The 19450-nt window shown below is 48.3% G+C and carries 19 protein-coding genes; 8 read left to right on the top strand and 11 right to left on the bottom strand.

Going from position 1 to position 19450, the window contains the following annotated elements:
- Positions 1-55: 55 nt before the first annotated feature.
- From NLBNIHML_RS19575 to NLBNIHML_RS19560, 4 genes are all read right to left on the bottom strand, one after another.
- Complete coding sequence (locus tag NLBNIHML_RS19575) at positions 56-328, bottom strand: hypothetical protein (RefSeq protein WP_091018402.1); 273 nt, start codon at positions 326-328, stop codon at positions 56-58.
- A 51-nt stretch (positions 329-379) separates the two neighbouring features.
- A complete protein-coding gene (locus NLBNIHML_RS19570) occupies positions 380-1672 on the bottom strand; it encodes a Tle-like phospholipase domain-containing protein (protein WP_445252956.1) in 1293 nt (430 codons plus the stop codon).
- A 57-nt stretch (positions 1673-1729) separates the two neighbouring features.
- Positions 1730-2011, bottom strand: a complete 282-nt coding sequence (locus tag NLBNIHML_RS19565) for a hypothetical protein (protein WP_143786547.1) — start codon at positions 2009-2011, stop codon at positions 1730-1732.
- Positions 2012-2368: 357 nt separating this feature from the next.
- On the bottom strand, positions 2369-3625 hold the full coding sequence (locus NLBNIHML_RS19560) for a DUF445 domain-containing protein (RefSeq protein WP_339258491.1): 1257 nt from the start codon (positions 3623-3625) through the stop codon (positions 2369-2371).
- Positions 3626-3961: 336 nt separating this feature from the next.
- Here NLBNIHML_RS19560 and NLBNIHML_RS19555 point away from each other — a divergent pair, with 336 nt between their 5' ends.
- From NLBNIHML_RS19555 to NLBNIHML_RS19545, 3 genes are all read left to right on the top strand, one after another.
- Positions 3962-4789 carry an aldo/keto reductase gene (locus NLBNIHML_RS19555; protein ID WP_494352561.1) on the top strand — a complete coding sequence of 276 codons (828 nt, stop codon included), beginning with the start codon at positions 3962-3964 and terminating at the stop codon, positions 4787-4789.
- 283 nt (positions 4790-5072) lie between these two features.
- Positions 5073-5591, top strand: coding sequence for a sigma-70 family RNA polymerase sigma factor (locus NLBNIHML_RS19550; RefSeq protein ID WP_494352560.1), 519 nt, complete (start codon positions 5073-5075; stop codon positions 5589-5591).
- On the top strand, positions 5588-6442 hold the full coding sequence (locus NLBNIHML_RS19545; RefSeq protein ID WP_494352559.1) for a hypothetical protein: 855 nt from the start codon (positions 5588-5590) through the stop codon (positions 6440-6442). Before NLBNIHML_RS19550 ends, NLBNIHML_RS19545 begins: the two co-directional genes overlap by 4 nt.
- 73 nt (positions 6443-6515) lie before the next feature.
- On the opposite strand, the gene NLBNIHML_RS19540 is transcribed toward NLBNIHML_RS19545, so the two are convergent.
- Positions 6516-6977 (bottom strand): cupin domain-containing protein, encoded by a 462-nt coding sequence (locus NLBNIHML_RS19540; protein ID WP_017691032.1) that lies wholly within the window; start codon positions 6975-6977, stop codon positions 6516-6518.
- Positions 6978-7233: 256 nt separating this feature from the next.
- Between NLBNIHML_RS19540 and NLBNIHML_RS19535 the strand changes: the two genes are divergently transcribed.
- Positions 7234-8085 (top strand): AraC family transcriptional regulator, encoded by an 852-nt coding sequence (locus NLBNIHML_RS19535; RefSeq protein ID WP_105601564.1) that lies wholly within the window; start codon positions 7234-7236, stop codon positions 8083-8085.
- A gap of 154 nt (positions 8086-8239) precedes the next feature.
- Here NLBNIHML_RS19535 and NLBNIHML_RS19530 read toward each other — a convergent pair whose 3' ends face one another.
- Complete coding sequence (locus tag NLBNIHML_RS19530; protein WP_494352558.1) at positions 8240-9853, bottom strand: glycoside hydrolase family 28 protein; 1614 nt, start codon at positions 9851-9853, stop codon at positions 8240-8242.
- Between the two features lie 463 nt (positions 9854-10316).
- Between NLBNIHML_RS19530 and NLBNIHML_RS19525 the strand changes: the two genes are divergently transcribed.
- The 4 genes from NLBNIHML_RS19525 to NLBNIHML_RS19510 all read left to right on the top strand — a co-directional run bounded on the left by NLBNIHML_RS19525 (position 10317) and on the right by NLBNIHML_RS19510 (position 13577).
- Positions 10317-11069: an amino acid ABC transporter ATP-binding protein gene (locus tag NLBNIHML_RS19525; protein WP_301289677.1), complete on the top strand. Its 753-nt coding sequence runs from the start codon at positions 10317-10319 to the stop codon at positions 11067-11069.
- Between the two features lie 38 nt (positions 11070-11107).
- Complete coding sequence (locus NLBNIHML_RS19520; RefSeq protein ID WP_494352557.1) at positions 11108-11950, top strand: transporter substrate-binding domain-containing protein; 843 nt, start codon at positions 11108-11110, stop codon at positions 11948-11950.
- A 102-nt stretch (positions 11951-12052) separates the two neighbouring features.
- Complete coding sequence (locus NLBNIHML_RS19515) at positions 12053-12775, top strand: amino acid ABC transporter permease (RefSeq protein WP_339239217.1); 723 nt, start codon at positions 12053-12055, stop codon at positions 12773-12775.
- Positions 12776-12926: 151 nt separating this feature from the next.
- Positions 12927-13577, top strand: coding sequence for an amino acid ABC transporter permease (locus tag NLBNIHML_RS19510; protein ID WP_339239216.1), 651 nt, complete (start codon positions 12927-12929; stop codon positions 13575-13577).
- Positions 13578-13923: 346 nt separating this feature from the next.
- Here the strand turns inward: NLBNIHML_RS19510 and NLBNIHML_RS19505 are convergent, their stop codons facing one another.
- From NLBNIHML_RS19505 to NLBNIHML_RS19485, 5 genes are all read right to left on the bottom strand, one after another.
- Positions 13924-15261, bottom strand: coding sequence for an FAD-dependent oxidoreductase (locus NLBNIHML_RS19505; RefSeq protein WP_494354728.1), 1338 nt, complete (start codon positions 15259-15261; stop codon positions 13924-13926).
- Between the two features lie 78 nt (positions 15262-15339).
- Positions 15340-16194, bottom strand: coding sequence for a carbohydrate ABC transporter permease (locus NLBNIHML_RS19500; protein WP_494352556.1), 855 nt, complete (start codon positions 16192-16194; stop codon positions 15340-15342).
- Positions 16178-17092: a carbohydrate ABC transporter permease gene (locus NLBNIHML_RS19495; protein WP_253429358.1), complete on the bottom strand. Its 915-nt coding sequence runs from the start codon at positions 17090-17092 to the stop codon at positions 16178-16180. The genes NLBNIHML_RS19500 and NLBNIHML_RS19495 overlap by 17 nt, the downstream gene beginning before the upstream one ends.
- A gap of 280 nt (positions 17093-17372) precedes the next feature.
- Positions 17373-18083: a hypothetical protein gene (locus NLBNIHML_RS19490; protein WP_494352555.1), complete on the bottom strand. Its 711-nt coding sequence runs from the start codon at positions 18081-18083 to the stop codon at positions 17373-17375.
- A 30-nt stretch (positions 18084-18113) separates the two neighbouring features.
- Complete coding sequence (locus NLBNIHML_RS19485; protein ID WP_494352554.1) at positions 18114-19409, bottom strand: ABC transporter substrate-binding protein; 1296 nt, start codon at positions 19407-19409, stop codon at positions 18114-18116.
- Between the last annotated feature and the right edge of the window lie 41 nt (positions 19410-19450).

Genomic DNA, 19450 nt, shown 5'->3' with positions numbered 1-19450 from the left:
TTTTGTCTATCCATGCTGAGTGCCATCCGCAATATGGCATCAGCCAACCACTCTTTTAGCGTTCCTGATCCGTCTGGATCATAATTTCAATATATTGCAGCAAGCTTTTCTTCTGCATTTCGATGGATTGAATACGTTTGGACAGGCCCGCAAAAAACTCTTCAATCTGCTGCCTTGTATAATCAGCAGACTGCCCTTTCCAATCGTTCAGGCGACTGTATAGCGCCCTCGCTTCCTGTTCATCGGCTTGCAGACGGGCAAGCAGCTGTGTCAGTTCTTTTTCCGCAATTCGAAGATCATTCAATTCCACCAGCAATTGTCCACCCACTTGCGTTCCCCTCCCCCATGTACGTGATAGCGACATTAACCAACCTGGTTCCTAATTAAAATGAACCGGACTCTCGTCCGCCTGCCGGAAGGCATCTGCTTTCTCATCAATAAAGTTCAGGAACTGGCTGGTATGTTTCATATGCCATGTGCTAAGTTCTTGAATCGACGCGTCCAGTTGGGTAACAATGGGCTCCAGCCTGCGACTTCGGCTTGTATGCAGGTATTGAGCCATGCGGCTTCGTACCTGATTCAGCTCAGCATTGCATTGCTGTGCATTTTGCTTCCACCGGGAGGCGACACTTTTCAGTTCTTCTGGCGTTACCTGAATCAAGCCGGATGCACCTGCCCCAAGAGCCATACCGCCGCCAGACCTGAAACCTAACGGACCGAGGTTCTTGCTGAACGGCCCCATGTGATCCATAAGGCGTGGTGAATAGCGGACTCTCTCTCCAGTAATCGGATCATACAGATCATTGGATATGTATCCATTTTTGAAATTATATTGATCCAGACTGTGATAGTTCTCTCCGCCAAATGAGTTCTTGGCTTTATCAATAATGCCCACTCCATCGTTTGCATCCTCATAATTGGAATTAATGTAGTACGTCGATCCCACATGTCGGTCATATCCGCCCAGCGTTCCGCTGGCTACCAGATCACTGGGATTGGCATAGTTCACAACCTGCCCGTCGAACTCACCCGCTTCAGCCCGGCGACGCATTTCTGGCGTCAAATTGCCCATTACCGATGGTGCACTAAACGTTACGGCTGGAATTCCGGTATAAGCAGAAGCATATTGTGCATTTCCCCCACCCAAGGAATGTCCGGTCATCGAGAAATTCAGATCCTTATGCTTGTTCTGCATGTGACTTGCGTAGTCTTCTGATTGATACATCTGATTGGCCCAGCCTGTCGGGGAAACGGTTTTTTCAATATCTTTTACGCGATCACCGGTCCAGTTCTCCACGTCTCTTACCCTGTCACCAGCCCAATTCTCCACTTTGGATATGCCCGTAAAATCCTTGACGCCTTGGACCCCTTTGTCGAGCCAATCCGGTGTAAGATTATCAACAAAATTCCCGGCCTCCTGCTGACCCTTGCGAATCAACTCTCCGCCCCCAATACGACCATCCATGACGAAGTCTGGTACCGAACGATCCAGAGACGCACTTCCTTCTGTACCACGATAAGCAATGACGGCTTCCTTGGTCTCGGGATTATAAAATGTTACGGCATCAAAACCGGAAAGTTTGTTACTTTCCGTCCCTTCAAGGACCTCCCATCCGGGAAGTTCCGTTAATTTGTCTCCAGCCTTTTGATCCTGATAGGCCAGATCAGACATCGTTTTATACGTTTCATCATCAATGTTGGACCCGTTACTCAATAACTACACCTCCCTTTATTTAGCGTATGGATCATGTCCCTTGGCCATCATCACTTCTTCAATCTCAGGGCTAATGACCAGGTTCTTGGTTACCTTCTTTTTGTAGTCATACGAAATGCCAAAACTCTGATCTTCGTGATCTTTCACATGGCCTTTCAGCCCAATCTGGGACACTGCCATCTCCGGCAACAACTCTTTGCTTGTAATCACAACATCCAGCTCGAACTTCTGCTTGAAGTGCTGAATTACGGTTGCTTCAGCTTCCTTGTATAACGCTTCCTTCTCACTTGCATTCATGTTCTGACAACCTCCCAGAAATATAGTCAACACCATCATTAGTGTGAATAAACCCTTCAACCATCCTGCACGTTTAATACGGATTCCTCCTCTGGGTAGAATCAGGGTGTTCACCATATGTGAAGCACACCCTATTCATCTGTTACCTGCATCATAGTACAAAATCAACATGAGCCATATCGGCTAACAGAATCGTTTTCATGTAACTTTCTTCCTATATGATTCATTCAGGGTACTTTGGTGTACATTACCCCGTTTCCTAATTCTTGCAACAGATACATGAGATTTTTCCCACGCACGACAAAAAGAGCCTGCTCTTTGTAAGAGCGGCCCTCCTTTTTGCCGTACTTAACGTTCCTACTCAAGCACCATCCGCAGAGCGGTCAGCGCAATCCCGATAATAAATCCGGTAACGGCTCCGTTGATCCGAATCCACTGCAGATCCTGCCCCACCTTATCTTCAATCATTGAGATCAAGGAGGCGTTATCCATTTTGTCTACATTTTCACGCACGAGGTTACCGATTTTGGAATGATTTTTCTCCAGCAGTGTTGTGACGCCATCTACGATCTTGGCATTCATGCTTGTCATCAACTCGTGATCTGACCGCAGATCAACCAATACCCGTTCAATGGCAGGCAGAGCATATGTATCTACATACTGTCCATCTTCCATCGCGGCGAGTGCCTTGTCTCTCAATTCAATGAGTTTGTTCAGCACCGTTTCCTCTGCGTTCCAGCCCTCAAGCATATTGTTCTTCCAGCCGTTGATTCCATCTTGCATAGCCTCGCTCATGGCCAATCGCACCGCCTGGGTACGTACCATATCAAGCACTTTGTACCTTAGAGCGCTGCCTTCACGTTTCATATCCTCTACCCGATCGAAGAGATATCCTTGCAAAATGCCACCCAAACGCTCCTCGTTCATATAACCAAGGAACGCATTCATCGCAAACTGCATCAATCCGTTCATTTGAATGCCGCTGATCGCTTTCATCCCGCTTTCACCCAAAAACATCACATTCTCAGGTTTAACCAGCCACTCTTCGGCTTGCTTCAGTCCATAGTCCAGTGCTTTGGCATCGTAACCCCGCTCTGTCATCTGATGAGCAGCCCGTTCCAGAATCGGACCCAGATCAAAAGCGCCCGCCTGTGACTTGATCTCAGACGCTACGAGTGGAGCAATCTGCTCTAACGGCAGACCCGCCAGAATTCGTTTGCAGAGTGTATCAATCATGGTCTTGATCCCGTCATTGTGAAGCTCACGTGTCAACGTATCGAGCACCGTCTCTGCTGCTTTGAAATCTGCAATTTTCTCGGTAATGCTGTCTTTGTTAAGTAAGTTATTCTCTACTGCGGAGACCAGACCTTCGGTCATTTTATCCCGATTTTTTGGCAGCAAAGCCGTATGCGGAATGGGAATGCCGAGCGGGTGACGGAATAGGGCGGTCACTGCGAACCAGTCCGCAAGTCCCCCTACAAGTCCCGCTTCAAATGATCCTACCAGCAACTTGCCCACGGGAACGCCCTGGAACGGCAAGGATGCTGCAAATCCCGCTCCCATCACCACGAGAGACCAGGCTGCTGCTTTTTTGGTTTGTTTAGGTTTAGCCATTGTATTCTTGCTCCTTTATCATTAAATCGCACGGCCCGGCCTGTACCCGATTCCGCACTTCGTCTGTTCTTATGTAAACTCTCCAATAGCAAAAGTCTTGACTTCCATATATCGTATACTTCATCTTATCACCCACAAGCGTCAAAACCAAACCTGTGCTTGGCCAAAAAAGGACATTTATGGTGTTTACCTCGTAAAACGGTTCGCTCCCTTTTCCTATACCAGGAATAATTTAGTATAATTCATCATAACGGCCCTCCTATATGGATTGGCTGCTGAACAGCAGGGTAATTACATAGTGGAACAATGAATCAATCAGAGGAGGAATTTCGGACCATGAAACATGTGCAGGACACAACCACGCTCTATAACGGAGTCAAAATGCCATGGCTGGGTTTTGGAGTATTCAAAGTTAAAGACGGGGACGAAGTCGTTCATGCTGTCAAAACGGCCATTCAAGCCGGGTATCGCAGCATCGATACAGCCAAAGCGTATAACAACGAAACAGGTGTCGCTCAGGGTATTCGTGAATCTGGAGTAGCCCGTGAAGATCTGTTCATTACTACGAAAGTGTGGAATAGCGATCAGGGATATGAATCCACACTGGCCGCCTTCGAATCAAGTATGGAACGACTCGAACTGGAGTACCTGGATCTCTATCTCATCCACTGGCCGGTCAAAGGCAAGTACAAAGATACATGGCGAGCGCTGGAGAAACTCCACAAGGAAGGACGCATCCGCGCAATCGGTGTGAGCAATTTCCAGATTCATCATCTGGAAGACCTCATGATTGATGCCACGGTCAAACCAGCGGTTAATCAGGTCGAGCTTCATCCACTACTGATTCAAACGGAGCTTCGGGAGTATTGCAACAAACATCAGATTCAGATCGAAGCCTGGTCTCCGCTCGGACAAGGTCATCTGATGGATCATCCGTTGCTTCAGGACATCGCTGCCAAATACAGCAAATCCCCTGCACAAGTCATTCTGCGCTGGGATCTGCAGAACGGCATCGTGACCATACCCAAATCCGTCACGCCTGAGCGTATTCGCGCGAACGCCGATCTCTACGATTTTGAGTTAACTTCAGAAGAAGTAGAGCAGATTAACGGACTGAACGAGAACAAACGCTTTGGTTCTGATCCCGACAACTTTAATTTTTAATATAAACATCTTAATTCGATAACACCCGCCCTCGACCTTAGAGGAGCGGGTGTTTTGTCATGTGATGTTATAGACAATCTATTCGTAGTTAAGAATAGAGGCGAGGCCCGCTATCCTACTCAGTGCCGTTTTTCTGCCCCAAAAAAAGTTTTCTGACCATTTAAAACTATTTGATCTCCTCATCAGTCTAACGAGTGTCAAGCGAACTCAAGCACTTATATGGAATCCAGGCCTGGAACGAGCAGTGACTTGAATATTTAGGTTTATCATGGGGGGATCAGGAGTGATTAGACTGAACCATAGAAAGACAAAGGAAGAACAGTTCAGCGAAAAAATAACAGCAATTCAGAATAAATTATATCGATTGGCGTACTGCTATGTTAAAAATGAACAAGAAGCGCTGGATATCGTATCCGAAGCGGTCTATAAAGGGTTCATCGCTTATGGAAAAATGGAAACCATGACTTATTTCGATTCCTGGATGTCACGAATCGTGATTAACACAGCGATAGATCATATTCGACGGAATCAACGAGTGACCTATATGGAGGATCATGTACAGGAATTTGTGGCTCCAGAACGAGGGGCATCCGTGGAAGAGAAAATGGATCTGTACGATGCACTGGATCGACTCGTGCCTGAAGATAGGGCCTATATTATATTAAAATTTTTTGGTAATATGCGTTTTCGAGAAATCGCAGAAGTGCTCTCCCTGTCGGAGAATACCGTGAAGTCAAAATTCTATCGGATTATCAACAAATTAAAAATGGATTTAATCGAAGGAGAGGTTGGAGATCTATGACTAGCAAAGAACGTTATGAAAACATTGAAATTCCAGCTCAACTTTCAGATGTTATTCGTCGTGCCCAGCAAAAGGCCGCCGCTCGCAAAAGCTCATCCCGTATCATTCGCTACGCTTCAAGTCTAGCAGCATGTGCCGCTTTACTGCTCATTATCAACATTCCTACTGTCGCCAACGCCATGGTCAAAATACCTGTGGTCGGAACGATTGTTCAGGTGCTTCAATTCGGCGATGGCGGCAAGATTACGGATGGGATAACCGTGGGTTCAGAAGCAACTGAAAATACCCTTAAAATTAATTTCAGCACCGACGAACAGGATCAGGCCAATGATGCGCCTTCTTATAATGTCGAACACAAAGAAGCACCGAATCGTGTCCTCTTCACATTTAGCGGTGCACGTTACATGGATGTAGAGAAAGTCAAAGCCGACTTTATGACCCAACCTTTGGTGAAAGATGTATATGGCTCCATGATTTTAGACGACTCCTCCGTCGGATTCGTCGTTGTTTTAAAAGAAGGGGTACAGTACGCCGTCACGGAATTCAAGAACCCCGGCTACCTGGAAGTGAAATTGACTTCCGACGGCAATCCAGTCACCCCTCGGAAGGTATACTCGCTTCGCACAGAATCAATGCCTTTTGGAGAATCGATGGGAATAATTAAAGAATCCTATCCGGGTGAGGACATCTCTTTCCTCAAAACGTCCACTGGGCAGTTTACAGCAGTTATTGGAGAATATTCTACCGCTGAAGAAGCTGAACAGAAGCTCAAAGAACTCGCCGGACAACCAGATTATCATGAGGAGTTTTATGTGGACAGCTGGATGAGTAACGAAAATCCAATGGATTAGTCATTTCCCCAAAAAATCCCGATTCGGATGCGCTGAGCATCTCGAATCGGGATTTTATCGGTCATAGGCAACCCTATTCGCTTTTGGATACCAGCTTGAAATCATCAAAGTGGAAACCTGGCGCGACTACGCAAGTGACCAGTACAGGCTCATCACCCAACGGGCGTGCTGTCTGCCATACGCCCGCTGGAACAAGCACCTGTGGTGATTGACCTGCAGCAATATCCATACCCAGAACAAGAACTTCCTCGTTCTCCGGGTTCTCTCCGTTGCCGCCCAGCTTCAGTTCAACCGGACTGCCACTATGCCACAGCCAAAGTTCATCGGACAGAACGGTATGCCACTCGGAGATTTCATGTGCGTGCAGCAGGAAATACGTGGAACTTGCCGAGAATCTTGGGCCGGAATAAGTATCCGGCAGAACCGACTGTGGAATCTGATAAGAAGCCTTCCATTCTTCCTTATACCAACCGCCTTCAACGTGAGGCTGCATATTGAGCGCAGCAACCAATGGCGATAATTCATGTGTCGTCATAACCTGTTTCCTTCCTTCTACATCATATTGGAGACACTCCTTAACCAGAGTTTCGCCTCTCTCCCCCTACTCTAAAACATCATTCAAGTTTTGTCACCTTGACAGCTCATATGGGCCATGCCAGATTCGTTCTCGCGGTATTTTACATATGATTAAAGAAATGTTTCATTTCCAATGATAGCGTTTACAAAAAGATGGATTTTCCGTTATGATATGGATATCGTTGTTAATCCGTGAAGCAGAGGGGAGCTGTACCATGAGTCTCATAGAAGATCGGATTGGACCCAAATATCGAATCGGTGAACATTCATTTACCATTGAACATATGCGCAGACATGATGGGAACGGTATGCCTCAGCCTCACGCTCATCCATTCTACGAACTGTATTACCTGCTTGAAGGTGAACGCGTTTATTCCATGAATGGTCAGATTCTGTCTGCCCGCAAGGGTGATTTTATTCTGATTAACCCAAACGATGTACATAGCACCTCCAAAGGAAGTATTCCTGGCTTCGAACGGATTTTAATCGGTTTTTCGCCTGCTTTTGCAACGGGGATGGAGCTTGGCATATGTGGTCTGCTGCCTTTTAATTGTTCAAGACTTCTTCGCCTGCCTGAAGCGGAACAGCCCGAGATGGAGCGTATATTGTGGCAGATGCTGCAAGAATGCAAAGAGCGACGCCCTCACTATGAGATTGCGGTCAGAAGTCTGCTTGCCCAACTTTTGATCCGTATTCATCGGGTGGAGGAGGATATTCGGCAGTCATGCCCCGGTCCTTTGCATCCGATGCAGGACAAAATCAGTGAAATCGTTACATATGTGAACAGCAACTACACCCAACCACTTACGCTGGAGGGTGCAGCCAATCGTTTTTATATCAGTCCATCCTATCTGAGCCGAATGTTCAGCCGTTTTACCGGGTTTCGGTTTAGCGAATATCTGCGTGTTGTTCGTGTCCGAGAGGCACAACGAAGATTGCTGTCGACACAAGAGCGTGTCCAGATGATTGCAGAGAAGGTAGGGTTTGAGCATACGGCTCATTTTAACAAAACATTCAAACAAGTCACCGGTACAACACCGCTACGCTATCGCAAGGAACACCGGTAGATCTTCAGATCACATCATATAAAACCGAGTGGGTAGCCTTGCTCCAGAGATCACGTAATACTTATACCCGAAAGGCATCACGATCATTGGACCCATGGCTACGCCACTGCGGCTGAATTGGAGCCACTTGTATAGACCCTTTTACATACATTTTTTACCTGCGGATGATCACACCACTTCGTACTTCAGGACCCACAGAGATCTGGCGACCGTCTGTGTCCGCATCACTTTCTCGGCACACAATGCCTGCGGATTCATGTCCTGTCACCATCAGAAGTCGGCCATCCGCCCCCTTGCCCTGAATGCGCTCTAACTCCGCCCCTTTGCACTGGTGCAAATGAATTAACGGACCTTCGGTAATCCGGGCGTTCAGTTCTGTAATCCGCAGATGCTTCGCTTGGGCACATTGAATACCTGTCCGGGCTTCTACATGGTATCGTTCAATGACTACGCCATCCAAAGGCAATTCCGGCAACCCACTTATGAGCAACGCAGTGTCCGCACCGGCACAGACCACATCCGATATTCGAATATCCCGGAACACCGGCGTCTCCTCGCTAATCTCCTGAGACAAGTCACTGCCCCGGGCAGACCCTTCCTGATTCGCATAGAAAAAGGAAAACGAGATGGCTTCCATAATAATATCTTTCATATATATACGCTCGATCTGAATATCCTCAACTACCCCACCGCGTCCCCGTGCGCTTTTGAAGCGAAGTCCAATATCCGTGCCGATAAACGTACAATCCGACACTCTCACATGCCGCACACCACCAGACATTTCACTACCAATGACGAAACCGCCATGACCATGATACACCGTACAATCCCGAATGGTGATGTACTCCGATGGAAGACCCAGTTCACGGCCTTCGGCATCCTTGCCTGATTTCAGACAGATCGCATCATCACCCACATCGAATACACTCTTCTCCACCACCACATGACGGCAGGATTCAATGTCCAGCCCATCCCCATTCTGTGAAAACCACGGATTACGCACACTCACGTTACGAATGGTGACATGCTCAGATGCCCAGGGGTGCAGATTCCATGCAGGCGAGTTCTGGAACGTTGGACCGTCCAGCAGTACCCTTGTACATCTGCGCAAGCTGACCATATTAGGACGCAAAAAGTCTCTGGCTTGTTCATAGGCCGCAACATCACGTACCTGCTCCTTATGCAAACGATTTGCAATGATACCACCTTCAAGTGCAGATGCGGAAGGCCACCAGATTTCTTCCTCCCCACCCGATTGCTCTACAACACCACCCGAAGCGACCAATTGGTTCCATTGTGAAGTCGTCATTTTGGAGCGTTTTACCGGACGCCACGCTTCACCGCCACCATCCCATATCCCCTCACCGGTAATCGCAATATCCTCCAGTTGATCACCATCGATCGGGGATTGACAGCGTACCACCTGCCAGCCTTCGAAGCTTGATGCGATCAATGGATATTGATCGAAATCTCGGCTAAACGTAACCAGCGCCCCTGCTTCCACATGTAGTTCGATCCGGCTGCGCATTACAATCGGACCTGTGAGCCATACCCCGGCAGGGATAATGATTCTGCCTCCTCCCGCTTCAGCACATGACGCGATTGCAAGGCGGAACATCTCCGTATTATCTGTTACCCCATCTCCAACAGCTCCATAGTCTGTAATTCGAAAATCCTGAGCCGGAATGACAGGCAAATTGGCTTCATAAGCTTGGACATCAGACTGGGCACCTGTACCCGTCGACATTGGGGAGTGATATGTATTCATTATGCAGAATCATCCTCTCTACCTGTAATGGAAATGGAAGCGTTATGAGATCAACTTTTCGTTTCTACTTTCTTTAGTTTACTTTCAGACAGATACTTTCTCGCTCCATCATATCAATGGCCTGATGCACTAGGTTGAGCTTTTTTGCCATGTACAGTTAGAACTTGATGGAATTTGTTTTTATGATCAGAGTCATAAATGAAACATCATTTCTAGTATACTCTATACATCTATTCCAATGGTTGGTAAACAACTAGGAGAATAGATTCAATTTTCTGTCAGGATTCGTCACAAGAGATTTGATAACATAACAGGTATATAACACAATTACTGCCCATAGCCCTAGAAAGTCTATTACTTATGTCATGTTTTATCACAAACCAATTGCCATTAGCAGGATGAGTATGTATGATTAAATAACTAGTTTCAATTAATTCCTTATTATTCCTTTTACAAACATTCGTTGCAGAAAGGATGGGGTCTACTCTTGATTGAATTTAGGGGTGTCCAAAAGCATTTCGGTCATTTTCATGTCCTCAAGGATATCCATCTTCACATCGAAGAAGGAGAGGTTGTCGTCATCATCGGACCTTCCGGCTCCGGCAAAAGCACGTTACTCCGCTGTATTAACCGCCTGGAGACCATTACCGAAGGCGAACTTGTTGTCAGTGGGGTCCCTCTACATCAGAAAAAGGTGGATATTAACCTCTTCCGCCGTGACATTGGTATGGTATTTCAACACTTCAATCTTTATCCTCACAAAAAAGTCATTGATAACATTACCCTTGCACCCATGAAGGTGCGCAAACAACCCAAAGAACAAGCTGCCTCAACGGCAATGAAGTATCTTACCCGGGTGGGCATTGCCGACAAAGCAGACAGTTATCCCTCCCAGTTGTCCGGTGGACAGCAACAACGGGTAGCCATCGCCAGAGGACTCGCCATGGAGCCCAAAATCATGCTTTTTGACGAACCGACCTCTGCACTCGATCCCGAAATGATCGGGGAAGTCCTCGATGTGATGCGTTCCCTTGCCCATAATGGCATGACCATGGTCGTTGTTACCCATGAGATGGGATTCGCCCGCGAAGTTGCGGACCGGGTCATCTTCATGGACGAAGGCCGAATTGTAGAAGAGGCCACCGCCGCTGAATTTTTTGACAACCCCAGAGAAGAACGAGCACAGCAATTCCTGAGCCGTCTGATTCATCATTGAGAATAATCCAATATTCCATTTTGAGAGGGGTCTTATTCATGAAAAAATTGTTGAAGTGGCCGTCATTTATACTTGTCCTTATTCTCTCGCTGGTATTGTCCGGTTGTAGTACAGGTGAGGAGAATAGCAGTAGCGGCGGTAGTAGCGGTTCTGGCGGAGATGCCGTAGCTAAAGGAACCATTGAGCAGATTAAAGAGCGCGGCAAACTTATTGCCGGCGTGAAATATGATACGAAGCTATTCGGACTGAAAGATCCCGCAAGCGGCAACGTTGAGGGATTCGATATTGATATCGCCAAGGCACTCGCCAAACAGATCCTTGGAGATGAGACAAAGGTCGAACTGAAAGAGGTCACTTCCAAGACACGTATTCCCATGTTGCAGAATGGAGACATTGACATCATCATCGCCACGATGACGATTACGGATGAGCGTAAGGAACAGGTGGATTTCAGTGATGTTTATTTCGAGGCAGGCCAATCCCTGCTGGTGAAAAATGATAGTCCAATTACTGGCTTGGAAAGCCTCAGCGGGGTGAAAGTACTCGCCGTGAAAGGCTCCACATCGGCTCAGAATATTCGCGAGAAAGCCCCTGATGCTGAAGTGCTCGAATTCGATAACTATCAGGATGCATTCACTGCTCTCAAAGCAGGTAAAGGCGAAGCGCTGACCACAGATAATATCATCCTTATCGGCATGCAACAGACAGATAACAGCTTCCAATTGGTTGGTGGCAATTTCACAAGTGAACCTTATGGTATGGCCATTCGCAAAGGCGACACCGCCTTCGTGGAAGAAGTCAACAAGCTGCTCAAAAGCATGAAAGACAGCGGGGAATATGACACATTACATGAGAAATGGCTGGGCTCCAAGCCCGAGTAACCCCGATTAATGATGAGCACGCGGCGAATTCGTCTGCTGGATGCGATGCATAAGCAGACGTAATCGCCGTTTCTACATCTGGAGAACGGAGGCTTTGCCTATATGGGCACATTAGATTTCAGCGTACTGATGCGACACTCGGATCGTTTTCTGGAAGGATTCCTGAATACCATTCAAGTGAGTATTATAGCTCTCGTTGGCAGCTTTATCCTGGGCGCGATTCTGGCGATCTTTCGGATATCCCCTGTGAAACCGCTGAACTGGATTGGCACGGCTTTTGTGGAGTTTATCCGAAACATTCCCCTGCTGTTGGTTGTGTTCTTCTTCTATCTCGGACTGCCGGCACTAGGCATTTCGCTCGACGGATTTGTCTCTGGTACTCTGGGTCTGACCATCTATACCGCCGCTTTCATTGCCGAAGCGATCCGAGCGGGCATTCAGACGGTGCCGCGTGGACAACTGGAAGCCGCAAGATCCTCCGGCTTGTCCTATGTACAGGCCATGAATCTGATCATTCTGCCTCAAGCGATCAAGATTGTTTTGCCGTCCATCGGCAACCAATTTATTAATCTGGTCAAGAACTCATCCATTCTGGCCGTCGTCGCCGGTATGGATCTCATGTATTTTGCCGACCTGGTTAACTCGGATACGTTCCAACCGCTAAGTGTATACACCGTTGTTGCGCTGTTCTATCTGGTGCTGACACTACCACTCAGCTTTCTGGTGCATTATATGGAGCGCAGGTTCGGACAGAGCGATGCAGAGGCGCGCAGTACCAAGGGCAAACCGAAGAAGAACAAACCAGCCGGTCAGGTTACCATGTAACACATTGACATATACATGCGCAGATTTTTAGGGAGATATATTGTCTATTTCAGACCTTTCGATAATTTTGGTCCGTTATTTTGGCTAGTCCATGCCCCATCTATTGATCTTCAATATTCTATTCCTGCATACAGAAGGAGGCTAATAAAATATGGACTTTAGCGGGGCCTATGCATGGCCCAACCTTCGTTTCCTGCTTCAAGGATTCTTGATTACCCTACAGGTCGCAGGGCTATCCATTGTATTCAGCTTCATACTTGGCACCGTGCTGGGTACCGTCCGGTTTACTCGCATCCCCATTCTGTCACAGATCGTAGCGGTCATCGTGGATACGATTCGGAATCTGCCACTACTGCTCATCATTTTCTTCATCCACATCGTACTTCCGCAGCTCGGGATCAAAATGTCCGTCTTTTGGTCCACGGTCGTTGGACTGAGTCTATTTGAAGGCGCGATGATCGCCGAGATCGTACGTAGCGGTCTGAAGTCTGTTGAGCGCGGTCAGGTGGAAGCTGCCCGTTCTTCCGGCCTGAGCTACATGCAGACCCTCGGTGGCATCATCATGCCACAGGCGCTACGCCGCATGTCTCCGCCGATGGTCAGCCAGTTCATCTCACTCCTGAAGGATACTTCACTGGCAATCATCATCTCTTTGCCGGAACTGATGCACAACGTGCAGATCCTCGGCGGCCAAAGTTTCGATTATATTATCCCCGCCCTCCTGCTCGCTGCGGTATTGTATTTTGTCATCAACTATACGCTGTCCATTGTCGCAAGGCGACTTGAGGCACGCATGAATTAAATGACTGAATAAATGAAATGAGCTTCCCACCGATGTTCTAACGAACCGGGGGAAGCTTATTTAGCCATTTTGGGGACAGTTTCTAACCTAACGAATCGTAGACGCTCTATTCTTCCGATTCCCCCGCCTTTACGCCGTATTTCAGGTTTTTGAGTAAAATAACTTCACTGAGATTCGTTACATTTTTCATCTCAGCTTATAGCCCCATATTAGACGTCTCAGGTTCGTTAAAACTTACACCACCGTGAATTAAATAAATAAACATCCACGTTACGCCCACTATTAATGATTCATGCCGCTCCCAAGAATAATACTGCGTCCAATCCGCCCACAATCAGCTTATCCGCTAGATCGCCGCTCCGTTGTGACGTAATTCCGCCTGTAGCAGCTCAATTGGCAGTCCCACCGGATCAAGCTTCATCTTCACGGTTAGTGCAGCTGCTGTCCCGGCGGCCTCCCCGGTAGCCATACAGCTTGGCGTCAACCTTGTCGTTGCATGCGCCTCATGTGTGGTGGAGATGCAGCGTCCTGCCGCCAGCAGATTGCGGATATTGCGAGAGACCAGACAACGATACGGAATATCGTACGCCCCGTCCCCTTTGATAAAGGCAGCTACAACACCTTGACCCGAAGGGTCATGAATATCGATAGGATAACCGCTTCTGGCAATCACATCCTCGAACTTCCGTCCTGCGACCACATCCGCTTGGGTCAACGCATAATGACCGATAATCCGTCTGGATTCACGAATACCAATCTGAGGTGCTACCGCTGAGATGGAAGCCCGTTCGAATCCAGGCACATCACGCTGCAAAAACTCAGCAATCATCAGCACCTGCTTCCGCCCTTCCTGTTCAGCAGAGGTCAGATCCTCGGCATCCGTCGCATCGAGTCCCTGCACCCGGGTACAATTTATCAGCACTTCATCGTCAGCCGGTCCGGTAAAAAACAACACCTGATCGCGATTAATCGGTACCCCCGCTTTTTTCCACTGGGAATAGAAGCCGCTCACCCCGGTTAACGGAATGCTATCCAGCTCCGAGAAGGGGGTCTTGGCATAGAAATCTTCCGGGTGCTCCTGCATGTATTGCTTCACGCGTCCAAGATCCACACCACGCATGCGGAATTTCATGGTCATCGGCTGAGACTGGTTATCGCCATCTCTCCCCTTCGCCACCGAAGCCCCTGCAAGATAAGCCAGATCCGCATCACCGCTTGCATCCACGAATACGTTCGCTCGGAACTCCTTTCGTCCAGACTTGTTGGTCACTCGCACCGCTTCCACCCGATCATCCCCAACAACCACTTCATCCACGAAGCTGTGCAATAACAGCCGGACACTAGCCTCCTGCAACATCTCTGCCGCAACCACCTGAAAGATCGCAGGATGGTACGGCGTAACGGTATGCACAAATCCAACCGTATCGCGCAAATGCCCGGGGGAGCCGCCACACGCCTGCAAACGATCCACAATCTCCTGCGCAATACCTTGAATGACCTGCTCCCCACGTTCCGTATGGAAAGTCATCCAGGGATAGACCATAGCGGCAGTGGACATCCCACCAACGAATCCATATCGCTCCACCAGCACTGTGCGGACACCCTGCCTTCCAGCCGCAATGGCTGCCGCTATACCCGCTGGACCTCCGCCCACAATAACGACATCTGCTTCTTCCTTTTCCATGCTCATCCGTTCACTCAAATGTTGTCCCTCCTTCCGTTCTATTGCACGTATTTCTCGCCTTTGCACGTATTTCATGACTTACTCTTTCAGTCCCGTCATGGCAACCCCCTCAATGAAGCGCCGTTGTGCCAGGAAAAAAACAATTAAAAGTGGCAAGGTCGCCATGACTGTGGCGCTCATCAGATATTGCCAGGCTGTGCCGACCTCATCTGTAAACAAAGATAATCCAAGCGGCAGCGTCATTAGATCACGCGAGTTAATGAAAATCAACGGATCGAAGAACTCATTCCAGATCGTCACAAACGTGAAGATCGTCAGCGTAGCCATACCTGGCTTGGCAATAGGCAGCATAATTCGCGCATATATTCGGAATCGGTTGCAGCCGTCGATCATCGCCGCTTCCTCCAGTTCCGTTGGCACCGTAATGAAGAACTGCCTCATCACAAAGATGCCAAACACACCGCCCGCGCCAAAGATTGGCAGTAGTATCAGCGGAAGATGGGTATCAATCCACCCCAGCTGCCGCATGAACAGGAACATCGGAATCGCCGTCACCTCATGAGGAATCATCATGGCACTCAGCAGGATGAGAAATACCACATTACGTCCTTTAAACGGAATTTTGGCGAATGCATAACCGGCGAGAGAAGCAAAAAAAACGGTTCCCAGCACAACCAACGCAGAAATATAGATACTGTTCCAATAGAAACGGTGAAACGGAATCAATCGGAACACATCGATGTAGTTCTGAAATCGGAAGGATTCCGGTATCCACTGTGGCGGATAGGTGAATATGCTCTGAGGCTCCTTGATTGATGTCGATATCATCCAGATAAATGGCACAATCATGATTAGTGAAATCAGTGTCAGCAACAAATACGTCCCAAGGGTACTTCCTATCTTCCTCCCCGAAGAATTAGGCATCGCCTTCATTGAAAACCCACCTCTTTCGGAGCTGCCATTGCAGCAGTGTCAGGATCAGTACGATGAAGAACAGTACATATGCGAGAGCAGAAGCATAGCCGAACTGAAATAGTTTGAATGCTTTTTCCCAGATATAATAAACCAATACCTTTGTGCTGTTACTCGGCCCGCCCTGTGTCATCACATAGATCTGTCCGAATACTTTGAGTGAACCAATCACGGTCATGACCACAGTCAGAAACACCGTTGGTGTGATCATAGGCAGTGTAACGTGAAAGAAAGTTCCCCTTCTGCCCGCACCGTCCAATGTTGCTGCTTCGTACAGTGAACGCGGTACCTGCTGAATAGCTGCAATGAACAGCACCATATTCAGACCTACATTTTTCAGCACACTGGTCACAATCACTGCCGGCATTGCCAAATCTTCATTGTATAGCCACGCCGGACCCTTGATGCCCGTCATCAATAGAAGCTGATTAATCAATCCTGATTCTGTTGCATACATCAGCTTCCATACGATGGCCCATACGATCAGCGAAGTCATGACTGGAACAAAGATTGCTGTTCGAAAAATTCCGATCCCCCGCAGATTCCTGGATAGCAGCAACGCGAGCAGCAGGGCGAGCACAATATTAAGCGGTACCAGTCCGACTGTGAAATAAACCGTATTGGCGAGCACTTTCCAGAACATGGTGTCTGTCATAATATTCCGGTAATTCTCCAGTCCAACAAAATGATGATCCCCCAGCAGCGGCCAATCAGTCAGGCTCATGTATAACGCGAGACCCATGGGAAACAACAGCAGCAGCGTAAACCCAAGCACCATCGGCGATACAAACAGCCACCCCGCGATCTGCGCTTCTCTGGCGAGCGGTCCTCTTCTTTTGCGCTTGTGTGGATGGGTCACAATCAGGCCCTCCTTTTGTTATCAAACTTATCCCCTGAAGCTGAACTCTGTGGCGATTCTATATAAGGTGAACTATATATTTACACAAGAACGTAGAGGACAGAAAAAACCTTAAGAAGCGAAGTGGTCGCCTAAAAGCTTTCTGGAAGAAAGCTGCATCGGAAGCATATGCTTATCCCCGGATTTCTCCCTCTATATAAGGGATTCCAAAAAAATCTGGGGATAACAGCGATCGGAAGGTTGTTCTGGCATCGGAGTACAAGTGTAAATATCCTTTAGTTCAACTTATATAGTCTGGACGGTTCAGGCTGTCCACCATATTGCGGAACCCGTTCACAGCCCTTCGCAGCTCTTCCTCCGTGTTGCCTGTCACAACCGCTCCAAGCATAATCGCTTTGACCCCGGTATCGCGTAGCACCCGAACATCCTCCGGTACCAGCTTTCGCTGGGAAGGAACCAATACCGGAACCTGGGCTTGCAAGACCAGACGGCGATACTTGAGCACATCCGCGAAGCTGAGCGGTGTACCATATTCTTTTCCAGGTACAATGGATGCCTCCAGAGCAGTGAAGCCGAAGTGAGCTGCCGATGTTACGAGGGAAGCATCATATTCCTCATTGATCGCAAACGTTGGGTCCAGCCCCAAGTCACTCAGCATGAAGGAGGGCAAGTGATGTGCATAGATGGAATAGAAGTCAAAACCCAGTCCAGCAAGGCGCTCCACATCCTCCCGTCGTGCTCCATCTATACTGCCGGAAGGTACGACCCCAAGCGGACCACCAAATTCACTGCGGATCGCCCCAAACACCTCGGCATACCTATCCAATGGGCCAAAATGATTCCCGCTGGCGCGATGACCGACATTATAATGCACCTTGAGTGCATCAGCCCCCTCTTCCATGGCTGCCCGAGCCAAAGCAAGTTCATTTTCAGGCAGACTGACAACCAAGGACAGCGGTTTCCGCTCAAGTAATTCTTTGAATTTGCCCATTATTCTCACCTCCATTTTCAATCGACTTACTTAGGGTTGCAGCATACTTTGGATCTCTTCCTGCATTTGTTTCAGGTTATCCTCAGCTGTCGCTGTCTTGGCAAACAGCCGGTCGAATCCCTGCAATACCGCATTGTCGATATCCTGCCATCGGATATGGCCGGGAATTAAGCGTGCTTTTGGCATTTCATCAATGACGGCCTGCACAATATGCTCTTTGCTCGGGTTATTCGGCTGAAGAATGAATGCGTCCGAGTTCAGAACAGAAGTACGAGGAGGCACAAAATAAGTGGCTGTCGCCTGAATCCCCTGCTCACTGGAAAAATATTTCAACAGCTTCTTCGTTTCCTCGGGATGTTTGCTGTCGTTGAACATGGCATATCCTGCCTGCCCCAGCATCGGTACACTGCCTTGTGAACCGGAAGGCATAGGCGCGATGCTCCATTCAAAATCCGTAATCTCCCTTGCTTTGGAAACATAGCTGTAATTATCGAAGAACATGCCCACATTACCCGCATCGAAGCTAACTTGCTCCCCCGCCTTCGGATGTGATTCATCGGTGAACATCATGCGCTCCAGTAATTCAAAGGTCTGTACGCCATAGGCATCGTTCCAGGTGAACGTTGTCATGCCTTCGTCGAATGGACCGCTTCCATTGGACCAGGAATAGGAGGAGAGAACCGCCCAGGTCTTCCAGTCGCGAAAAAAGTTGGCGCCATAGATTCGGTTGGTCGCCTCCTTGCTTGTAATCGCCTTGGCTGACTCTTCGAACTGTTCCCATGTCCATTGTCCTTGGGTGGCAAGTGTGTTTGGATCCGTCAGACCGGCCTTGTCGAACAACGTTTTATTATAAAACATGACCACCGGAGGTGTTGAGAAAGGTAGCCCCAGCAGCTGGTCGCCGTCACGGAATAGATCAAGCGTACTTGGAATGTAATCATCCAGCTTAAACTGTGCATCATCCTTGAACTCCGATACATCGGCCAGAATGTGGTTGGATTTGAATTGTGGTACCATTCGCTCCGATACCCAGGCGAGATCGGGAAGTGAGCCTCCGGCGGCAAGCACTGAGATTTTTTGCTGGTATTCTGCGAAAGGTACGGATTCCATCGTGACTTTGATGCCTGGATTTTCCTGGGTGAAGCCATCGATCAGCTTGTTGTATACATCCATATGTGCCTGATTGCCCCACATCATGAACTTCAGCTCCACCTCTCCATTCTCCCCGCCTGCACTGCCAGGTTCACTGCCAGAATTGGAGCTTGTGCACGCAATTGAAGCCACCATCATGAGTACAAGCATCAGTATCAGTCCTGCTTTTTTCATGGAAATCCCCCTTATGGACGTTGTGGTATACAGGTGCAACC

It is taken from the genome of Paenibacillus sp. JNU01 (assembly GCF_059130585.1).
The sequence above is the reverse complement of the archived record's forward strand: the minus strand, read 5'-3'. Positions and strand labels throughout refer to the sequence as shown.